Source organism: Cupriavidus sp. OV096 (genome assembly GCF_900115455.1).
In the GTDB taxonomy this organism is placed as follows: domain Bacteria; phylum Pseudomonadota; class Gammaproteobacteria; order Burkholderiales; family Burkholderiaceae; genus Cupriavidus.
The window spans coordinates 19,586-38,145 of record NZ_FOWM01000014.1 but is presented as its reverse complement, the minus strand read 5'-3'; the positions used below and the strand labels follow the sequence as shown (position 1 = coordinate 38,145).

The window sequence follows — 18,560 nt, the reverse complement described above, 5'->3', positions numbered from 1 at the left end:
TGGCGATACGCAAGTCGCAAAGATTCACTTGAACATTGATAGACGAAAAAAAGGGCAGGTGCCAGCGATTGCCGACACCTGCCCCTGCTTACCTCAGCGCGATCAGGCGGCTTGCTGCCCCGCCTCCGGATGCTTGAACTGCGCCAGCAGCTTGGCCCACCGGCCGCGCACCGCGTTGAGATTGTTCTCCTTCACGTGCCCGAAACCGCGGATATCGTCCGGCAGGTTCGCCAGCGCAATCGCGGTGTCGTGGTTCGCGGCGGACAAGCCTTGCGCCAGTGTGTCCAGCAGCGCCCGGTATTCGCCGATCAGCGCGCGCTCGGTGCGCCGTTCCTCGGTCTTGCCGAAGATATCGAGCGCACCACCGCGCAGCCCCTTCAGCCTGGCCAGCAGGCGGAACAGCGTCATCGTGGACGGGCCGAAGCGGCGCTTGACCAGATGCCCCTTGTCGTCGCGCTTGGCCATCAGCGGCGGCGCGAGCCAGAAGTTGAGCTGGTAGTCGCGGCCGGGCTCGCCTTCGAACTGGGCGCGCAGTTTGTCGAGGAACACCGGGTCGGTGTAGAGCCGCGCCACCTCATACTCGTCCTTGTACGCCATCAGCTTGGCCAGATTGCGCGCGGCGGCCTCGGTCAGCGGCAGCGGCTTGCCGGCGCCCACCATGGCCGTTTCGGCCGCGCGCACGCGTTGCACGGCGTCGCGGTACTCGGCGGCATAGGCGGCGTTCTGGTACTGGGTCAGCAGGTCCACGCGGCTCGCGATCAGCTTCTCCAGCAGCGCGCCCGAAGACGTCGGCAGCTTCACCACGTCCGCCCCGTCCATGGCCGGCTTGAGCTTGCCGGTCAGCCCCAGCACCTGCGCCGGGTCGTGCGCCATGTGGCGGCCCCAGTCGAACGCGGCCTTGTTCTTGTCCACCGACACGCCGTTCAGTTCGATGGCGCGCTCCAGCGCCTCCAGCGTCAGCGGAATCCAGCCCTTCTGCCAGGCGAAGCCGAGCACCAGCGGGTTGGTGTAGATGGCATCGCCGATCAGCGCCACGGCCAGCGCACTGGCGTTGATGAACTCGCACTGCTCGCCCACGGCGGTGCGGATGTCCTGCTCCGCCGACAGGCCCGGGAACTGCCACTTCGGATTCTTGATGAAGTCGGCGGTCGGCGTCTGCGCGGTGTTGACCACCGCGCGGGTGCGGCCCGCCTGCGTCTTCGAGATCACTTCGTCGTTGGCCGAGACGATGGCATCGCAGCCGATGACCAGATCCGCCTCGCCCATGGCGATGCGCGTGGCATGGAGGTCATCGGGCTTGGCGGCAATCTGCACGTGGGACAGCACCGCGCCGCCCTTCTGCGCCAGCCCGGCCATGTCCAGCACCGTCACGCCCTTGTTCTCGAGGTGCGCGGCCATGCCGAGCAGGCCGCCAATCGTCACCACGCCGGTGCCGCCCACGCCCGTGACCAGCACGCCGAACGGGTGGTCGAGCGATGGCAGCGTCGGCTGGGGCAGCACCGGCAGGCTGTCCATCGACAATCCCCGCTCCCGGGGCTTGCGCACCTGCGCGCCTTCGGCCGTCACGAAGGACGGGCAGAAGCCGTTCAGGCACGAGAAGTCCTTGTTGCACGACGACTGGTTGATCTGGCGTTTGGTGCCCAGCTCGGTCTCGAGCGGCTCCACCGACAGGCAGTTCGACTTGACCGAGCAGTCGCCGCAGCCTTCGCACACCGCGTCGTTGATGAAGGCGCGGCGGGCCGGATCGGGGAAGGTGCCGCGCTTGCGGCGCCGACGCTTCTCGGTGGCGCAGGTTTGGTCGTAGATCAGGATGGTGCAGCCCGGCACTTCGCGGAGTTCACGCTGGATGCGATCCAGCTCGTCCCGATGGTGGACGGTGAGCCCCTCGGGCAGCTTGATCGCGCCGTTGTACTTCTCGGGCTCGTCCGTGACGATGACGATCTGCTTCGCGCCTTCGGCGGATACCTGGTAGGCGATGTCGCGCACCGAGAGCTCGCCGTCCACGGGCTGGCCGCCGGTCATCGCCACGGCGTCGTTGTAGAGGATCTTGTAGGTGATGTTGACCCCCGCCGCGATCGACGCGCGGATGGCCAGCAGCCCCGAGTGGAAGTAGGTGCCGTCGCCGAGGTTGGCGAACACGTGCTTGTCGCCCGCGAACGGCGCCTGGCCGATCCAGGCCACGCCTTCGCCGCCCATCTGGCTGAAGGTGCTGGTGCTGCGGTCCATCCACACGGTCATGTAGTGGCAGCCGATGCCGGCCAGCGCGCGCGAACCCTCGGGCACGTTGGTTGACGTATTGTGCGGACAACCGGAGCAGAACCACGGTTTGCGCTCGGCGGTCACGCGCGGCGTGGCCAGCGCGCGCTCCTTGGCCTCGATGACCGCCAGACGGGCGGCGATGCGGGCGCGCACATCGGACGGCAGGTCGAACTTTTCCAGCCGCGTGGCGATGGCCTTGGCGATGATCGCCGGCGACAGCTCGTAGTGGGCCGGCAGCAGCCAGTTGTTCTGCGGGATCGACCATTCGCCGCCCGCGTTGTCGCGCTCGTCGAACTTGCCGTACACCTTGGGGCGCACGTCGTCGCGCCAGTTGTACAGCTCCTCCTTGAGCGCGTATTCCATGATCTGGCGCTTTTCCTCGACGACGAGGATCTCCTGCAGCCCCTCGGCGAACTTGCGCGCGCCGTGCGCCTCCAGCGGCCATACGCAGCCCACCTTGTAGAGGCGGATGCCCAGGCGCGCGCAGGTCTCGTTATCGAGGCCGAGGTCGGACAGCGCCTGGCGGGTGTCGAGGTAGGCCTTGCCGGCGGTCATGATGCCGAAACGCGCGTGCGGCGAGTCGATCTCGATCCGGTCGATCTTGTTGGCCCGCACATAGGCCAGGCCGGCGTACCACTTGTAGTCGAGCAGCCGCGCTTCCTGTTCCAGCGGCGGATCGGGCCAGCGGATGTTCAGGCCGCCCTGCGGCAGGATGAAGTCATCGGGCAGCACGATCTCCACGCGGTGCGGATCGAGTTCGACCGAGGCCGACGATTCCACCACGTCGGTCACGCACTTCATGGCCACCCAGAGGCCGGAGTAGCGGCTCATCGCCCAGCCGTGCAGGCCGTAGTCGAGGTATTCCTGTACGTTCGACGGATAAAGCACGGGCAGGCCGCAGGCCTTGAAGATGTGCTCGGACTGGTGCGCCAGCGTGGAGGACTTGGCCGAATGGTCGTCACCGGCCAGCACCAGCACGCCGCCGTGCTGGCTGGAGCCGGCGGAGTTGGCGTGCTTGAAGACGTCGCCGGTGCGGTCCACGCCCGGGCCCTTGCCGTACCACATGCCGAATACGCCATCGAACTTGGCATCCGGATACATGTTGACCTGCTGGGAGCCCCAGACCGAGGTGGCGGCGAGATCTTCGTTCAGGCCAGCCTGGAAGACGACGTTGTGCGCTGCAAGATGCTTCTTGGCTTTCCAGAGCGACTGGTCGAGCGCGCCGAGCGGCGACCCGCGATAGCCGGACACGAATCCGGCAGTGTTCAGACCCGCGGCGCGATCCCGTTCCTGCTGCAGCATCGGCAGCCGTACCAACGCCTGCGTGCCGCTGATATAGATGCGGCCGCGTTCCAGCGTGTACTTGTCTTCGAGGGAAACGTTCTCTAGCGCGCGACGAATGGCGTCGCTGACCGGCGGGGTCAGGGGGGCATTCATAAGTGCTCCTCTATGGGCATGCTGTCGGGATCACCGACACATCAGTTGTGGGCAACCTTCCGGGGCCTCTTGTGGAGGCGTGGGAAGGCCGTGTCTCTGCGCGGCATGGTAGCACCCGCGTTGCGCGCGCGGTACCTTGCTATGCAGCATAAACCGGGCCAGCTACCCCCGTGATTTCCCGTAGGCACGGGCTTTCAGCGTGTACACTGCGTTGCATCCAGGCGGCCCCGACCGCCCGCTCCGGGCGGCGCCGGCTGCACCGCAACCCCCTATCGACACATGACAAATTCCCCTCGCCAGGGCGCGACCCTGGCTGTGCTGATCGACGCCGACAACGCGGCGCCCGCCATCGTGGAAGGCCTGCTGGCCGAAGTGGCCAAGTACGGCGTGGCCGCCGTGAAGCGGATCTACGGCGACTGGACCAAGCCCAACCTGGCCGGATGGAAGGAGCGGCTGCTGTCGCACTCGATCCAGCCGATCCAGCAGTTCCGCTACACCGTGGGCAAGAACGCCACGGACAGCGCGATGATCATCGACGCGATGGACCTGCTCTACACGGGCCGCTTCGACGGGTTCTGCATCGTCTCCAGTGACAGCGACTTCACGCGGCTGGCGTCGCGCATCCGCGAGCAGGGGCTGATCGTCTACGGCTTCGGCGAGCGCAAGACCCCCAAGCCGTTCGTGACGGCCTGCGACAAGTTCATCTATTCCGATGTGCTGCGCGCGGACACCGATACCGACGTGGAAGCCGAGGGCGCCGTGGCCCCGGCACGCCGCCGCAACACCCAGGAGCTGCGGCAGGACTCGCGGCTGGTGCGCCTGCTGCAAAGCGCCGCGCAGGCGGTGTCCGACGAGGACGGCTGGTCGACGCTGGGCGGCATGGGCAACCACATCGCCAAGCAGGCGCCGGAATTCGACTCGCGTAACTATGGGTACGGCAAGCTGTCCGAACTCGTGGCATCGACTAACCTGTTCGAGGTGGAAACGCGCAACGGCGGGAACAACAAGACCATCTGGGTGCGGCTGAAGAAGCGCGCCAAGGGGGAGGGCGGCCAGCCGGGGCAGCAGTCGGGCCAGCAGGGTGGGCAACAGGGTGGCCAGCAATCGGGCCAGCAGTCTGGGCAACAGTCCGGCCAGTCCGGCCAGCAGCAGCGCCCGCAGCAAAACCAGTCGAACCAGCAGGAGCGCCGCCCGTCGCCGCCACCGCTGCCGGCCACCACGGTGGCCCAGGCTGTGCCGCCGGTGGAAACGCCCGCGCCGGTGGTCGAGATCGACGCCATCCCCGAGCCGGCCCCGGTCTTCTCGGCGGCCTCCGAGGACGAACCGGCCGGCTCCGCCTCGACCCTGATCCCGGAAGCCGTGGAACCCCCGGCCTCGTCACGCGGCAAGCGCGCCAAGCGTCCCGAAGTCGCCCTGAGCGACACCCCGTGGCCAATCGACCAGTCGGTCTTCGCCGCCCCGGGCACGACGGTGCTGTCCGCCCAGGTTGTCGAGGAACCCACCGAGCCCGCCCCGGCCCCCGCCGAGGAAGCCCCGAAGTCCGCCGACAAGAAAGCTCCCGCAAAGAAAGCCGCCCCGCGCAAGCGCGCGCCGGCCAAGAAGGCGGTGAAGAAGGCAGCGGAGTAAGGTAGTGAGGGGAGGGCGGCCGGCTTAACGAAGCCGGGCCGCTCGCCCACGCCGGTCCAGCATCCACCTGCGCGCCAGCCAGGTTCCGATCACCACCGCCACGAATGACAAGGCGAGGTGGACCAGGAGTTCCAGATCGTCGCCAGCTTCGCCGTCCCAGAATCCCGGGACATGGGTGAATATCCAGAACCAGAACGACTCCGGGAATGGGAAGATGGCCGCAAGCCAACGCAGCCAAACGAAGGTTAGCGCGAGCGTGGCAAAAACCGTCCACACGGCCAACAATAGCCACCGAGCCAAGGTCTTCATCTGACGATCACCCTGCCATACGCCTTGAGCGTCGTCCCCGGCACGGGGTGTTGTCGCTGGGCTTTGAGGAGCGAGCGGAGGTGGTGGTAGCCCATGTGGCTCTCGACGGTAATGCACCCTTTGCTGATGCCTTGGCCGCCCTTCGGATGGAGGCGGAATTCGCCGCGCCGTATGGCGGTGCAGAAGGCTTCGTCATCTATCTTGCCGTCAACAGCATAGAGAGCGAACCATTCGTTCTTGTTCCGAAGCGAATCTCTGATCGACCCGAGCATGCCTCCGGATTGCCGATCAACGACGTAGTAGGTTCCGCGGGGAATCGGACCTGTACTTGCATAGCAGGAAAATTCGGGTCGATTCTTATGGTGATCCAGGCCAGAAAACGCTGGAAAAGCCAGAGCGCCGCAGCGCAGCGCACTCATTTCCTTGCCATTCAGTTCAAAGGTGCATTCGAGCATGGTCGTTCTCCATCGAAGTCTCTCAACCGTGAGAGCACGAAGGAGGCTACGCCTCAGGCTTTGGCGCGAACATCGTACGAGTTCGAAACTCAGCGCATCAGAGGGCTGCGCGCTTGAGCAGGCGGGCGCGGGGAGCTAACCGCCAGCCGTGGCTATGCCTTCGGGGTGCTTCCCTCTCCCCGTGGGAGAGGGACCGAGGGAGAGGGCAGGCGCATCAACGAAGTCCGGCCATGCGCCGGCGCCGGGCCAGCACCCATCTGCGGGTCAGCCAGGTTCCGATGACCACCACCCCGAACGACAGCCCGAGGTGGATCAGCATGACGAGGTCGTGGGACGATTCACAGTCCCCGAACTCAGGGAACTGGGTGAGCATCCAGACCCAGAAAGCTTCCGGAAATGGGATGAGGAACGAGACCCAGTGGAACCACACGTAGGTCAGGCCGAGCGTCCCCACGATGGTCCACAGGCCGAGCAGCAGTTAGCGGATAAGCGTAGTCATTTCACCTCGCAGGCAGTAGAGCCCACGAGGCTAGCGACTCCGTATCGCCGCGACCATCGTACGAGTTCGAAACTCAGCGCACCAGCTGATTGATCTCGATAATCGGCATCAGCACCGCCAGCACGATGAGCGCTGACCGGCCGTCTAATGTCGGCGCAGTGATGTGTTGGATCGACGCAGGGACCGGAACCGTGCAAGGCGGCACGCCGCCCACGTCCCGATAGCGACCACCACGAACGAGATGCCGAGGTAAATCAAAATGGCGAGATCGTAAGCCGATTCACCGTCCCAGAACCCAGGCGTATGGGCGAATACCCATACCCAAAAGGTATCGGGCAAATGGACATAGCGCCCAAGCTCGTGGATCCAGAGGTAAGTCACGCCCAAAGTCGCGATGAGCACCCAAAGTATCAGTAGAAGATAGCGCGCGAACCTTGTCATTTGACGACCACCTTTCCATATGCCAAATGTTTGGTTCCCGGAATGGGACTTAGCTTCTGTCCCTTCAGCAGCCCCCGCAGCCGGTGGAAATCCATTGGATTGTCTATCGTGATGCAGCCTTTGCTGATTCCGAGGTCGCCCTTGGGATGAAGCCGGAAGTTTCCCCGCTTCACGGCGTTGCAGTAGGTGTAGTCGTCGATCTTGCGGTCTATTGCGTACAGGGCAAACCAGTCGCCTTTCCCGCTCCAAGCATCCCTGATCGGACCAAGCAGGCGTCCCGATTGCCTGTCAATAATGAAATAGGTGCCGCGTGGAATTGGCCCCGAGTCCAAGGTGCACATGAATTCCGGGCGATTTACGTGCGTCGCCAGGCCTGAAAACGCTGGAAAAGCCAGAGCGCCGCAGCGCAGCGCACTCATTGCCTTGCCATTCAGTTCAAAGGTGCATTCGAGCATGGTCGTTCTCCACCGAAGTCTCTCAACCGTGAGAGCACGAAGGAGGCTACGCCTGGGGCCTTGCCGCGACCATCGTACGAGTTCGAAACTCAGCGCACCAGCTGATTGATCTCGATAATCGGCATCAGCACCGCCAGCACGATCAGCAGCACCACCACGCCCATCGTCAGAATCAGCAGCGGTTCCAGCAGGCTGGTCAGGAACAGCGTGCGGCGTTCCAGTTCCTGGCTTTCGCCGATGGCGGCGCGTTCCAGCATGATCGGCAGGTTGCCGGTGGCTTCGCCGGAGCGGATCAGGTGGACCAGCACCGGCGGGAACTGATTCTGCGCGGCCAGCGCGCGGGCCAGCGAGGCGCCTTCGCGCACGCGGGTGGTGGCGTCGTCGACGTTGGTTTTCAGCGCGAGGTTGGTCAGCGTTTCGCCGGCGGCCTGCAGGCTGCGCAGGATCGGCACGCCGGCAGAGACCAGGATGGCCAGCGTGCTGGCGAAGCGCGCCGTGTTGTAGCCCCGGATCAGCTTGCCCAACAGCGGGGCGGTCAGCAGCCAGCGGTGCCAGGCCAGGCGGACGTCCGGCTGGCGCAGCACGCTGCGGATGACCAGCGTGGCCACCGCGATCACGGCCAGCGCCGCCCACCACCAGTTCCGTACGAAATCCGACAGCGCCAGCATGACGATGGTCAGCGTCGGCAACTTCTGCTTGGTGTTGGCGAACACGCTCACCACCTGCGGCACCACATACGACAGCAGGAAGATCACGATGGCGAACGCCACCACCGTGACGATGGCCGGGTAGGTGAAGGCCAGCCGGATCTTCGAGGTGAGCTGGTTGCGCGTCTCGATATAGGTCGCCAGCCGTTCCAGCACCACGCCGAGGTGGCCGGAGTGCTCGCCGGCCGAGACCAGCGCGCGGTAGATATCGGGGAAGTCTTTCGGATGCTGGGCCAGCGCCACGGAGAGCGAGCTGCCGCCCATCACCTCGGCGCGGATGCCGGCTAGCAGTTCGTGCAGGTACTGGCGCTCGGCCTGATCGGCCAGCGCGCCCAGCGCCTCGTCGAGCGGCAGGCCGGAGACGATCAGGCTGGCGAGCTGGCGCGTGAACAGCGCCTGCTCCTGCGTGGAGAGCCGGCGCACCAGGACGCTGCTGCCGGTGCGCGGCGCCAGCCCGGCGCCGGCCAGCGGATCGACGGTGATCGGCGTCAGCCCGCGCGCGCGCAGTTGCGTGCGCGCCTGCTTGGGGCTGTCGGCCTCGATGACGCCGCGGTCGGCGCGGCCGGTGGCGTCGGCGGCTTCGTAGCGATAGGCGGGCATGCGGTGCGGCTCCCGGCTATTCGCGCGTCACGCGCAGCACTTCTTCGAGCGACGTGGCGCCGCTGTCGATCCAGCGCTGGGCATCGGCCCGCATGGTGTGCATGCCCTTGGCCAGCCCCACCTGCTTGATCTCGGATTCGGGCTGCTGGCGGTGGATCATGGTCTGGATGTCGGCATCCACGGTCAGCAGTTCATAGACGCCCATCCGGCCCTGGTAGCCCGAATGGCCGCACTTGTCGCAGCCCACGGCGTGCCACACGCGCTGGAGCGGCTTGCCCTGTGCGTGCAGGATCTCGGCCTCGGCGGGTGTCACTTCGATCACTTCCTCGCGCTTGCAGTGCGGGCACAGCCGGCGTACCAACCGCTGCGCCAGCACGCCGAGCAGCGACGACGACAGCAGGAACGGCTCGATCCCCATATCGACCAGACGCGTCACGGCCGAGGCCGAGTCGTTGGTGTGCAGCGTGGCCAGCACCAGGTGGCCGGTCAGCGAGGCCTGCACGGCGATCTGCGCCGTCTCCAGGTCACGGATTTCGCCGATCATCACCACGTCCGGGTCCTGCCGCAGGATCGCGCGCAGGGCCTTGCCGAATGTCATGTCGATGCGGGGATTGACCTGGGTCTGGCCGATGCCGTCCAGGTCGTACTCGATCGGGTCTTCCACCGTCATGATGTTGGTGGTGCGCGCGTCGAGCCGCGACAGTGCCGCGTACAGCGTGGTGGTCTTGCCGGAACCGGTCGGCCCGGTCACCAGCACGATGCCGTGCGGCTGGCGCACGAGGTGATCGAAGCCGCCCAGCGTATTGGGCGCCATGCCAAGCTTGGCGAGGTCCAGCCGGCCGGCTTCCTTGTCGAGCAGACGCAGCACCGCGCGCTCGCCGTGGCCGGTGGGCAGCGTGGAGACGCGCACATCCACCGGCCGGCCGCCCACGCGCAGCGTGATGCGGCCGTCCTGCGGCAGGCGTTTCTCGGCGATGTCGAGCTGCGCCATGATCTTGATCCGCGAGATCAGCGCGCCGTGCAGCGCCTTCTTGGGCCGCACCACGTCGCGCAGCGTGCCATCCACCCGGAAACGCACCACGGACGACGACTCGAACGGCTCGATATGGATATCCGAGGCCTGCTCGCGCGCGGCCTGGGTCAGCAGGGCGTTGATCATGCGGATGATCGGCGCGTCGTCCTCGGACTCGAGCAGGTCTTCCACGGCGGGAATGTCCTGCATCAGCCGCGACAGGTCGACTTCGCCCTCCACCTCGCCCACCACCTGGGCGGCGCTGCCGTCCTGGCGGTTGTAGGCATCGGAGATCGCCGCGATCAGCGCGTCCGGCTCCAGCACGCGCAGTTGCAGCGCGCCGTGCACGCGGGCCACCTCGGCCAGCGCCTGTGGCGCCGTGGCGCGGCTGACCCAGACCTCCACGCCATCGGGGCGCTGGTGGGCGATCAGCAGCGGCGCTTCGCGCGAAAACGAGTACGAGACCAGCCGCGCCGCCATCGGCGAGGGCGGCTCGAGTGGTGCAGGTGCCGGTGCCGACGGTGCCGGCAGGGCGGTGTTGTCGATAGTTTCGGTGGCCATGGTTAGCCTTTAACCGGCGCGTGGCGTATCGGTGGCTTGCGAGCCCTTGGAGATCGGGCGCGGCGCTGCCTGCGGGGCCGGCGACGGCGCGGCAGGCAGGGTCGGGTCCAGCGGCAGCGGGCTCTGCACCGGCCCGTTGTAACGCGGATCGACGAACGGCGCGCCCGGCGCGTCCGCCGGCGGCAGCACTGGGGTGTCCTTGTCGCGTACGAACATGTTAGGCGAGACGAAGCCCTGCTGCTGGCCGCGGATGTACTCGTAGCGGTCCTGCGTCAGGCGGTCGGTGGCCTGTGCCGTGCGCATGATGTACGGGCGCAGGAACACCAGCAGGTTGGTCTTCTTGCGGTTCTTGTTCTCGTAGCGGAACAGGGCGCCGAGGTAGGGAATGTCGCCCAGCAGCGGCACCTTCTGCACGCCGTCGCCGTAGCTGTCCTCGATCAGGCCGCCCAGCACGATGATCTGGCCGTCATCCACCAGCACGTTGGTCTCGATCGAGCGCACGTTGGTGGTCGGGCCCTGCGTGGCGTTGATCGTGTTGGCCACCACCGACGAGGACTCCTGGTAGATCTGCATCTTCACCAGCCCGCCGTCCGTGATCTGCGGCCGCACGCGCAGCGTGATGCCGACGTCCTTGCGGTCGAAGGTCTGGAACGGCGTGACCGAGGCCGAGCTGCCGGTCTGGGCGTAGGAGCCGGTCGTGATCGGAATGTTCTGGCCGATCAGGATCTTGGCTTCCTCGTTCTCCAGCGTGATCAGGTTCGGCGTGGAGAGCAGGTTCACGCTGTCGTTGCTGCCGAGGGCGCGCAGCAGCGCGCCGAGGCCGATGGCCTTGTTGACCACGCCCAGGTTCAGGCCGCCGATGTCCGGCACCAGCTGCGTGGCGGCCGCGATGCCCGCCGTGCTGTCGTTGTTGATGGCCGCGATGGCGCCGGTCAGGTTGATGATGTTCTTGCCGCCCGAGCCGAAGTTCGTGCCCGCGAAGCCGATGGCGTTGCCACCCGAGTTGATCAGGCCCTGCCACTGGATGCCCAGTTCGCTGGCCTGCGTGGCGGTCACTTCCACGATCATCGACTCGATGTAGACCTGCGCGCGGCGCGCGTCGAGGTCGTCGATCACGGCGCGCAGGTTGCGGTAGACCGGCTCGCTGGCGGTGATGATCAGCGCGTTGGTGGTCGGGTCGGCCTGGATCGTGCCGCCGGTGGTCGGCTGCTGGTTGACCGCGAACGACGACGAGAAGGCATTCGAGCCGCCGCCGCCGAAGCCCGAACCGCCCGAGGAGCCCGAGCGGCCATAGCCGCCGCTGCTGGACGAGCCGCCGCCGTACTGGCCGCTCTGCGTTGACGCCTGGTTCTGGAACGCGCCGGACGTGGCGGTGTTGGCGCCCGCGCCGGCCGCCCCGCCCTGCTGCGTGGAGCTGGCGAAGCTGGTGTCGGCGGCGACGATGGCGCGCAGCGTGGCCGCCAGCTTCACCGCATCGGCGTTCTTGAGCGGCACCACCCAGATATTGCCGGGGCGGGCGTAGGGCTGGTCGAGCTTCTCGATCAGCTGGCGCGCCTGCTGCACGCGCGCGCGGCTGGAGGCGCGGATCATCAGCGAGTTGGTGCGTGGCTCGGCCACGACCGAGGTGCGCAGGCTGGCATCGCCCCCGGGGGCCGCGCCGCCGCCGGCGCCGCCGGAGGCCGACGGGTCGAGCAGCCGTTGCAGGACCACGGCGGCGTCGCTGGCGATGGCGTTCTTCAGCGGAATCAGTTCGACTTCGCCCGACGCCGGCGCATCCACGGCGGCGATGATGCGGGCCAGCCGGCGCAGGTTGTCTGCGTAGTCGGTAATGACCAGCGTGTTGTTGGCCGGGTAGGCGGTGATCGTGTTGTTCGGTGCGATCATCGGGCGCAGCACCGGCACGAGGTTGTTGGCGGACTCGTAGTTGAGCCGGAACACCTGCGTGACGACCTGATCACCCCGGCTCGAGCCGGCGCCGATCACGGTGGGCGAGCCCTGCAGCTTGGCGTCGGCCTCGGGCACCACCTTGGTGAAGCCGTTGCTCTCCACCATCGCATAGCCCTGCATGCGCAGCACCGAGCCCAGCGTCTCCAGTGCCTGCGCGCGCGACACCGGCTGCTCCGTCACCAGATTCACCGTGCCCTTCACGCGCGGATCGATGACGAAGTTCTTGCCCGTGGCCTGGCCTACCGCCTTGACCACCGAGTCGAGGTCGGCGTTGACGAAGTTCAGCACCACCTGGTCACGGTTCTGCGTGCGCGGCGTGATGTCGTTGGGCTGCGGCGGCTGGCCCTGGCCCTGGGCCCACAGCGGGGCAGGGGCCAGCAGGGACAGGCCGCACAGCAGCGCGGTGGCGCGGGCGCAGGCGGTACGGAGAAAGCGGTGGTGTGCGTGCGTTGTCATCATGGTTCTAGGCGTGCTGCGCTCGGTCAAGGGCTAGTGGTGGCTCAGAAGCGCAGCCGTGTCACGTTGTTCTCATGTCTACCCAGCAGGCTCAACAGCCCTGCCAGTTGCGTGGCGGCGTCGGGGTCGGTACGGGCCGTGCCCTCGAAGCGTGCCTGCCGGCCCAGGGTGCCGCTGCCCTCCAGGTACAGCGGTCCGGCCGTGGTCTTCAGTTGCAGCTTGCCGTCCACGCCGGCCAGGTCCACTTCGGCGCGATAGCTGCCGAGTGGACGTACCCGGCTCACGGCGGAGGACACCTGGTCGAACTGCAACGTCAGGTGCCCGAAAGTCTGGCTGCCGGTCTTCTTGTCGCCGAACTGGCCGCGCAGCGCGGACCAGTCGATCCGCATCTGGCCGTCCGGCCGCAACGTGTTGAACGGGGCGCCGATGCCTTCCAGCAGCGCGGCCGGCAGGCGGATGGCGCCGGCCTGCGCGGTCCAGCCGGTCGGTGTCACAGCCAGCGTCACCGGGGCCGCCATGGCCTCGGTGTGCGCCAGCGCCACGCGCAGCGTCCCGACCAACAGCGGCCAGCCCGCCACGTTCCATTCGAGCCGGCCCGGCAGGACCGTCGCGGTCTGGCTCCCCGCGCCGGCGGAGAGCGCCAGCGTGGCGCTGCCGTGCCAGATCGTGCCGGCCGCGTCGGCCAGCAGTACCCGGCGCTGCGTGCGGCTGGCCACGCTCTCGGCCAGCCATGCGGCGGGCGCGCAGGCCGCTACCGTCACGGCTACCGTGGCGACGCCCAGCAGCGCCCAGCGCACGCGCTTCCAGCCACGCGCCACGGGCGCGCGCCGGCGCGTCAGACGCAGCGATTCCAGCCGGACCATCAGTTTCGGCCGCCCGAGCCGGGGCCTTGCAGTGTGGCGGTCACGTTGACCAGCGCCGTCGCGCCCACGTAGGCGATACGGGCATCGACCACCTTGAGCCGCTGCTGCGCGCGTACGTCCTGGAGCCAGCCGGCCACTGCGCCGAACGGTACTTTATCGAGTTGAAGCTGCACGGCATTGTCGCCGGTCGGCGCCAGCCTGGTCGGCTTCAGGCCATGCTGGCCCATGCTGTCCTGCAGCGCCTGGGTCAGGGCATCGCCGCGCAGCGTGGGGGCCGGGCTGGCGGCCAGGCCGCGTGCCTCGTGCGCCAGCGTTTCCATCTCGGCAAGGTCCGCGCGCATCTGCGGCAGATTGCGATTCAGGCGGGCGCGGCCATCGGCGGCCGGTTCCCACAGCAGCAGGTAGCCGAAGACGAGGACCAGCAACACGGCGCCGCCGCCGAGGATGGCCTGCTCGCGCGGGTTGCGGGCGTTCCAGAAGGCGTCGAAGCGTTCGCGCCAGCGTTCCGGCACACGCGGTTTCAGGCGCGCGAAGCGGGCGGAGAGGGCGCTGGGCCGGGCGGAGGGACGCGACATTTTCATGATGCGGCCTTCACGGTCCAGCGCGTGGCGCCCTGCGGGGGCGAGCTGCCGCCGCGCGCGGCGTCCGGCGGATTCTTGTCTTCTTCCATCTGCAGGCCGGTCTGGCGCACCGCGTTGCGCAGCGCGCCGGTGTTGGTGCCGGGTTTCAGCGTCACATAGAGCGTGCCCGCGCGGTATTCCAGCGCCAGCAGCGCATCGGGCGGCAACTGCTGGGCGCCGCGCGCGAAGCCATCGGCCAGCGGCAGGAAATCGCCCGGCACGCTACGCCCGCTCGCCGTGCGCAGCTGTTCCACCTGGCGGCGCATCAGCAAGGGCGGCTCGGCGATCTGCGGCACATTGGGGAAGGCGGTGTGGAGCAGGTCCGCCTGCGCGGCCTCGACCCGCTTCGCCTCGTTGCGCAGCAGCAGCCACTGGATATTCACGCCGATGATCTGCACCAGCAGCAGGCCGATGGCCAGCGCCACGGGCAGGCGCCACGCGCGCAGGTTCCAGCGATCCATGCGGCCCTGCGCGAATTCGAACTGGGCGAGGTCGAGCTGGGGATTCTGCAGGCAGTCTTCGGCGCCAACCAGCCAGAGGCGCCAGGCATCGGAAATCCGCGAGGCACGGGCGACCGGCGGCTGCGCGTGGAGTGCCGGCACCGGGGCGTGCGCGCGCGCCGTAGCGTCGCCATGCCATTGGCCGGCCGGAGCCAGCGCCTGCCAGGCCGCCAGCGCGGCATCGCCCAGCATCAGGCCGAAACCCTCGTACTGGCCGGTGCGGGCCGTGACCTGCCACATGCGCGTCGCTTCCGTCGTGGCGGTGGCCGTGACGTCGAGCAACGAGGCGGATTGCGAAAGTGCCGTGGCAGCCGCCTCCACGATCAACGTGGCAGGCTGGACTGGGGCGGTGGGCTTCGATGCAGCCACGGCAGGCGCCGGTTGGGCAGCGCCGGCACCAGCCAGCACGGGCTCGGGCGCCTCGGCGTCGGCCGGCACCGCTTCGACCGGTTCCGGCAACGGCAGGCAAAGCTGCGCGGCCACCACGTGGCGGCGGCGGTGCTTGTGTTCGGCAAAGTTGTCGAGCGCGGCGCGCATCCAGGCGCGGTCCGTCACCATCAGCAGGCGGCGGCGCGCGCCACGGGCGGTCGCCGTCGGGTCCAGCGCCGGCCCGAGCGCGATATGGCAGGGGGCGGCGTCCGTCGCCAGCATGTCCTCGACCAGATTCGGCAGGGCCAGCCGCAGCCGCGCGGGCGGCAGCGGGGGCACCATCGCCGTGGTCAGCAGCACGTCTGAGGCGGCCACGATCAGCACCAGGCGGTCCGCCGCCGGCATGTCGGCGGCCAATGCGTGGCCTTCGCGCAACAGTTCGGGGGCGTGGGGCAGGCCCGGGCGGCGGCTCTTGTCCGCCACCGGCGTGCGGACCAATGCAAAAGCCATGGCGCCAAACTGCCACGGTTGCGGCTGGTCGTGCGGCCGTTGCGGCAGGCGGACGTAGAGGGTGGTGCTCAAGGGTTACCTAAATGGAATCGCTCGGTCGGGGTGGGGCGGCGCGGCAGGCCGCCCGGGTTCGGCGCAACAGCGTACCTTGCCTGTGTGACTAAAGCACGTCAATACAGTCCTGTCTGAATCTGGTCTCGACGTTTGTCCGACATTTATGGAGCATGCCGCACCCGGGGGTGCCCGCATGACTCAGGGCGCCTCCGGCAGGCGGTCGGTGTCGCGCACCCAGAGTACACGGGTGGTGTTGCCGCTCCCGAGCGTGGACGCGCGCTGGACCAACGACACCTGCAGCCGCCGCGCGCGCTCGTGCCGCACCAGACCATACACCAGGAAATAGTGGGTGCTTACCTCAAGCGCTTCGCCGGCGGTGCTGCCGGCCTGCGGCGCGACGGCGCGCAGCTGCGTGCTGATGTCGCCCGTATTGCGGAAGTAGGCGCGGTCGCGCTGGCGCACCAGCTCGCGGGCGCGGTCCAACGGCAGCTTGTCGATGGCGGCGGCCAGTACCTCGGGCTCGGCCGTGTTGGCATTGATCTTGGTCCGTTCGGGCAGGAAGGCGATGAACGGGTCCAGCGCGGCCACCATCTCCGGGTTGTAGCCGGGAATGGCGAGCAGGTCGGCGGCGGTGTCGGGCGGGCGCGGCACGGGCTGGCCGTCGGGCGACGCCCCGCGTGCCGCGCGTACCAGATACTGCGCGGTCGGCTCTGCCAGCGACGGATTCATGCCGAGCGTTTGAAGCAGGCGGCGGTAAACCAGCAGCGAGGGCAGGTCGATCTCCACCACGCGCCCGCTGCCCGAGGCGTTCCAGATATAGAGGTTGTTGAGGTTGAAGCGCGCCTGGGCATCGACGATGCGGCCAGACAGGAACGAGGTCTCCCCGGCCTGGTCCGTGCGCAGCCCGGCGCCGAGGAAGTCGGACAGCCGCGTCTCCGCCACCGGCACCGACCACGGCTCGCCGAGATAGTCGACGTTGGAGCGGCGCTGGTCGTCGCGCAGGATCAGCCGCGCCCAGTCCACGGCCGCGCGCTCGATCCACGCGGCCTGCGCGGTCAGGCGCTGGTTCTCGATCGACCGGATCTGCACCTGTTGGCGCCACAGCATGCCGGAGACGATGACCACGGCAAGCGTCACCATCAGCAGGGCCGTGACCACGGCGGCGCCGCGCTGGTGGGTACGGTGGCGAGGGAGGGCAGGGCGCGCGTTCATAGGCCGGTCATGCAGACTTTCTGGAACCGGCGTGGCGCGTCGCCATCGCCCATCTTTGCCAGCACGGTCAGCTCCAGCGCGCGCAGCGTGGCATTGCCGTTGATGTTGGCGGGGCCGGCGTCCGCGTCGCTTGCGCCAGCGGTGCCGGCTGCGGTTGCGGCCTGCGCCGCCGCGCTGTCGATGGCGCTCTGCTGCATCAGCGCGGCCCGCACCCGGCCGTTCTCGGCCTGCCAGCCGGCCGGCTCCACCCAGACCCGCGCGGCCAGTTCGGCCGTATCGGGCAGCAGTGGCCGCACCTGGGCGCCGCCGGGCGCGCCCTGGCGCAGGTTCACCATCGCACCCTGCACCGCGTTGCGTGAGAGCGCGGGGCGGCTGGCCATACGGACCAGCGTGTTGTTATCCACACGGTAGACCACCACCTGCCAGGCGGTGGGCTGGCCTTCGTCGCGGCGGTCGCGCACCAGCATCAACTGGTTGGCGCCGAGTTCCACGGGGCTGGCCTGGAGCTGGGTGGGATTGGCCAGGTGCTCGCAATCGGACTGGAACTGGCCGTAGAGCACCTTCAGGGCGTCGAGGCGTGCGTCGTGATCGGTCAGGCGTTCGCGGCTGCGCGTCAGGGAATCCAGCGCACGCCAGCCAATCACGGCCATCACGGCCAGCAGGGTGATGGCGACGAGCATCTCCAGCAGCGTGAAGCCGCCACGCCGGCTGCGGGGGGAGGGCCGCTCAGAGGACGCCGCGCGTTTCATTGGGAACCAAAGTGACGAGCCAGGCCAGCCTGACCGATTTGTCGGTGGCCGACGGGTACACGGCAATTTCCACGCGCCGGAACGACGGATTGGGGGTGCCCGAGACCGATTCCTCGCACCAGAGCGGGGTGCCGCCCTGCGGGCAGTCGTAGCCGCGCGTGCCGGGTTCAGGCCAGGTCTTGGAGAGCCGCAGCGTGGCGAAATGGTTCTCGGCGCTGAATTCGGCCAACATGCGCGATTGCAGCGCGGCGCTCGACTCGGTCATCGAGCCCATCGCCCGCATGGCGGCCGTGAGCGCCACTGCGAGGATGGTCAGCGCCACCAGCACCTCGATCAGCGTGAAGCCGGATCGGTATTGCTGGCGGAGGGTCGATCGGGAGGCAGGGCGGCGGCTCATTGCGGCACCGTGGCCTGGTAGCGACCGCTGCCATCGCCGGTGATGTCCACGCGGATGTCGCCGCGCGTGAGGACCAGCCGCTGCGGCTCGTCCACCAGTTCGCGGCCGAATACCAGCCGCTGCGGGCCGGTGCCCACGCGCCGGCCGCCTTCGACGATCATCACGCTGTCCAGCCCCAGCCGCCAGTGGCCGGGCGCGAAAACATCGGCGCGCATCGGCACCCAGCCTTGCGGGGTGGATTCCAGGAAGCGCCAGCCGCCGGCATCGCCCTCCCAGGCCAGCGGGCGGGCGCCCAGTTGGGCGTCTTCCTGGGCGAGTTCGAACAGGCGGGCGATGCGCTGGCCGTCATCGAGCACACGGCCCCGCTCATTGGGCGAGGCATTGACGGCCACCAGGGAGATGACGATGCCGGCGATCACCATGACCACCAGCAGCTCGAGCAGCGTGAAGCCGGCGGGCCGGCGGCGCTGCGGGCAAGGGCGGCGCGGGAGCAAGGCGGGCGTCGCCGGGGCCATGTCGATG

16 protein-coding genes are annotated in these 18,560 nt (G+C 68.2%); 1 reads left to right on the top strand and 15 read right to left on the bottom strand.

Features of this window, described 5'->3' with window-relative positions:
* Positions 1-102 precede the first annotated feature (102 nt).
* Complete coding sequence (locus tag BM115_RS23555) at positions 103-3,696, bottom strand: indolepyruvate ferredoxin oxidoreductase family protein (RefSeq protein ID WP_092300091.1); 3,594 nt, start codon at positions 3,694-3,696, stop codon at positions 103-105.
* A 279-nt stretch (positions 3,697-3,975) separates the two neighbouring features.
* On the opposite strand from BM115_RS23555, the gene BM115_RS23550 reads away from it, so the two are divergent.
* Positions 3,976-5,322: an NYN domain-containing protein gene (locus BM115_RS23550; protein ID WP_092300088.1), complete on the top strand. Its 1,347-nt coding sequence runs from the start codon at positions 3,976-3,978 to the stop codon at positions 5,320-5,322.
* A gap of 24 nt (positions 5,323-5,346) precedes the next feature.
* Here the strand turns inward: BM115_RS23550 and BM115_RS23545 are convergent, their stop codons facing one another.
* From BM115_RS23545 to BM115_RS23475, 14 genes are all read right to left on the bottom strand, one after another.
* Entirely contained in the window at positions 5,347-5,631 is a 285-nt protein-coding gene (locus tag BM115_RS23545) for a hypothetical protein (RefSeq protein WP_092300085.1), read from the bottom strand.
* Positions 5,628-6,086 carry a DUF2778 domain-containing protein gene (locus tag BM115_RS23540; RefSeq protein ID WP_092300082.1) on the bottom strand — a complete coding sequence of 153 codons (459 nt, stop codon included), beginning with the start codon at positions 6,084-6,086 and terminating at the stop codon, positions 5,628-5,630. Before BM115_RS23540 ends, BM115_RS23545 begins: the two co-directional genes overlap by 4 nt.
* Positions 6,087-6,300: 214 nt before the next feature.
* Positions 6,301-6,540, bottom strand: coding sequence for a hypothetical protein (locus tag BM115_RS23535; RefSeq protein WP_092300079.1), 240 nt, complete (start codon positions 6,538-6,540; stop codon positions 6,301-6,303).
* 482 nt (positions 6,541-7,022) lie between these two features.
* Positions 7,023-7,481, bottom strand: coding sequence for a DUF2778 domain-containing protein (locus BM115_RS23525; protein ID WP_092300072.1), 459 nt, complete (start codon positions 7,479-7,481; stop codon positions 7,023-7,025).
* An 89-nt stretch (positions 7,482-7,570) separates the two neighbouring features.
* The gene (gene gspF, locus BM115_RS23520; RefSeq protein WP_092300069.1) at positions 7,571-8,788 is read right to left on the bottom strand and encodes a type II secretion system inner membrane protein GspF; all 1,218 of its coding nucleotides are present in this window, start codon (positions 8,786-8,788) and stop codon (positions 7,571-7,573) included.
* A gap of 16 nt (positions 8,789-8,804) precedes the next feature.
* Entirely contained in the window at positions 8,805-10,361 is a 1,557-nt protein-coding gene (gspE, locus tag BM115_RS23515; protein WP_255370960.1) for a type II secretion system ATPase GspE, read from the bottom strand.
* A gap of 9 nt (positions 10,362-10,370) precedes the next feature.
* Positions 10,371-12,764, bottom strand: a complete 2,394-nt coding sequence (gene gspD / locus BM115_RS23510; protein WP_092300396.1) for a type II secretion system secretin GspD — start codon at positions 12,762-12,764, stop codon at positions 10,371-10,373.
* A 44-nt stretch (positions 12,765-12,808) separates the two neighbouring features.
* Entirely contained in the window at positions 12,809-13,627 is an 819-nt protein-coding gene (locus tag BM115_RS23505) for a type II secretion system protein N (RefSeq protein ID WP_092300066.1), read from the bottom strand.
* Positions 13,627-14,208, bottom strand: a complete 582-nt coding sequence (locus tag BM115_RS23500) for a type II secretion system protein M (protein ID WP_092300063.1) — start codon at positions 14,206-14,208, stop codon at positions 13,627-13,629. The genes BM115_RS23505 and BM115_RS23500 overlap by 1 nt, the downstream gene beginning before the upstream one ends.
* Positions 14,205-15,698 carry a type II secretion system protein GspL gene (gspL, locus tag BM115_RS23495; protein ID WP_092300060.1) on the bottom strand — a complete coding sequence of 498 codons (1,494 nt, stop codon included), beginning with the start codon at positions 15,696-15,698 and terminating at the stop codon, positions 14,205-14,207. The genes BM115_RS23500 and gspL overlap by 4 nt, the downstream gene beginning before the upstream one ends.
* A gap of 180 nt (positions 15,699-15,878) precedes the next feature.
* Positions 15,879-16,892: a type II secretion system minor pseudopilin GspK gene (gspK, locus tag BM115_RS23490; protein WP_092300057.1), complete on the bottom strand. Its 1,014-nt coding sequence runs from the start codon at positions 16,890-16,892 to the stop codon at positions 15,879-15,881.
* Positions 16,889-17,641, bottom strand: coding sequence for a PulJ/GspJ family protein (locus tag BM115_RS23485; RefSeq protein ID WP_092300054.1), 753 nt, complete (start codon positions 17,639-17,641; stop codon positions 16,889-16,891). Before BM115_RS23485 ends, gspK begins: the two co-directional genes overlap by 4 nt.
* Positions 17,619-18,038 (bottom strand): type II secretion system minor pseudopilin GspI, encoded by a 420-nt coding sequence (gene gspI / locus BM115_RS23480; RefSeq protein ID WP_092300051.1) that lies wholly within the window; start codon positions 18,036-18,038, stop codon positions 17,619-17,621. Before gspI ends, BM115_RS23485 begins: the two co-directional genes overlap by 23 nt.
* Positions 18,035-18,553, bottom strand: a complete 519-nt coding sequence (locus BM115_RS23475) for a prepilin-type N-terminal cleavage/methylation domain-containing protein (RefSeq protein ID WP_092300048.1) — start codon at positions 18,551-18,553, stop codon at positions 18,035-18,037. The genes gspI and BM115_RS23475 overlap by 4 nt, the downstream gene beginning before the upstream one ends.
* Positions 18,554-18,560: the final 7 nt, after the last annotated feature.

Bases quoted from the DNA above. Each gene is read 5' to 3' on its own strand.
- BM115_RS23550 (WP_092300088.1), top strand. From the start codon at position 3,976: ATGACAAATTCCCCTCGCCAGGGCGCGACCCTGGCTGTGCTGATCGAC.
- gspD (WP_092300396.1), bottom strand. From the start codon at position 12,764: ATGACAACGCACGCACACCACCGCTTTCTCCGTACCGCCTGCGCCCGC.
- BM115_RS23540 (WP_092300082.1), bottom strand. From the start codon at position 6,086: ATGCTCGAATGCACCTTTGAACTGAATGGCAAGGAAATGAGTGCGCTG.
- BM115_RS23500 (WP_092300063.1), bottom strand. From the start codon at position 14,208: ATGAAAATGTCGCGTCCCTCCGCCCGGCCCAGCGCCCTCTCCGCCCGC.
- BM115_RS23475 (WP_092300048.1), bottom strand. From the start codon at position 18,553: ATGGCCCCGGCGACGCCCGCCTTGCTCCCGCGCCGCCCTTGCCCGCAG.
- gspF (WP_092300069.1), bottom strand. From the start codon at position 8,788: ATGCCCGCCTATCGCTACGAAGCCGCCGACGCCACCGGCCGCGCCGAC.
- BM115_RS23525 (WP_092300072.1), bottom strand. From the start codon at position 7,481: ATGCTCGAATGCACCTTTGAACTGAATGGCAAGGCAATGAGTGCGCTG.
- BM115_RS23555 (WP_092300091.1), bottom strand. From the start codon at position 3,696: ATGAATGCCCCCCTGACCCCGCCGGTCAGCGACGCCATTCGTCGCGCG.
- BM115_RS23545 (WP_092300085.1), bottom strand. From the start codon at position 5,631: ATGAAGACCTTGGCTCGGTGGCTATTGTTGGCCGTGTGGACGGTTTTT.
- BM115_RS23505 (WP_092300066.1), bottom strand. From the start codon at position 13,627: ATGGTCCGGCTGGAATCGCTGCGTCTGACGCGCCGGCGCGCGCCCGTG.
- gspI (WP_092300051.1), bottom strand. From the start codon at position 18,038: ATGAGCCGCCGCCCTGCCTCCCGATCGACCCTCCGCCAGCAATACCGA.
- gspK (WP_092300057.1), bottom strand. From the start codon at position 16,892: ATGAACGCGCGCCCTGCCCTCCCTCGCCACCGTACCCACCAGCGCGGC.
- BM115_RS23485 (WP_092300054.1), bottom strand. From the start codon at position 17,641: ATGAAACGCGCGGCGTCCTCTGAGCGGCCCTCCCCCCGCAGCCGGCGT.
- gspE (WP_255370960.1), bottom strand. From the start codon at position 10,361: ATGGCCACCGAAACTATCGACAACACCGCCCTGCCGGCACCGTCGGCA.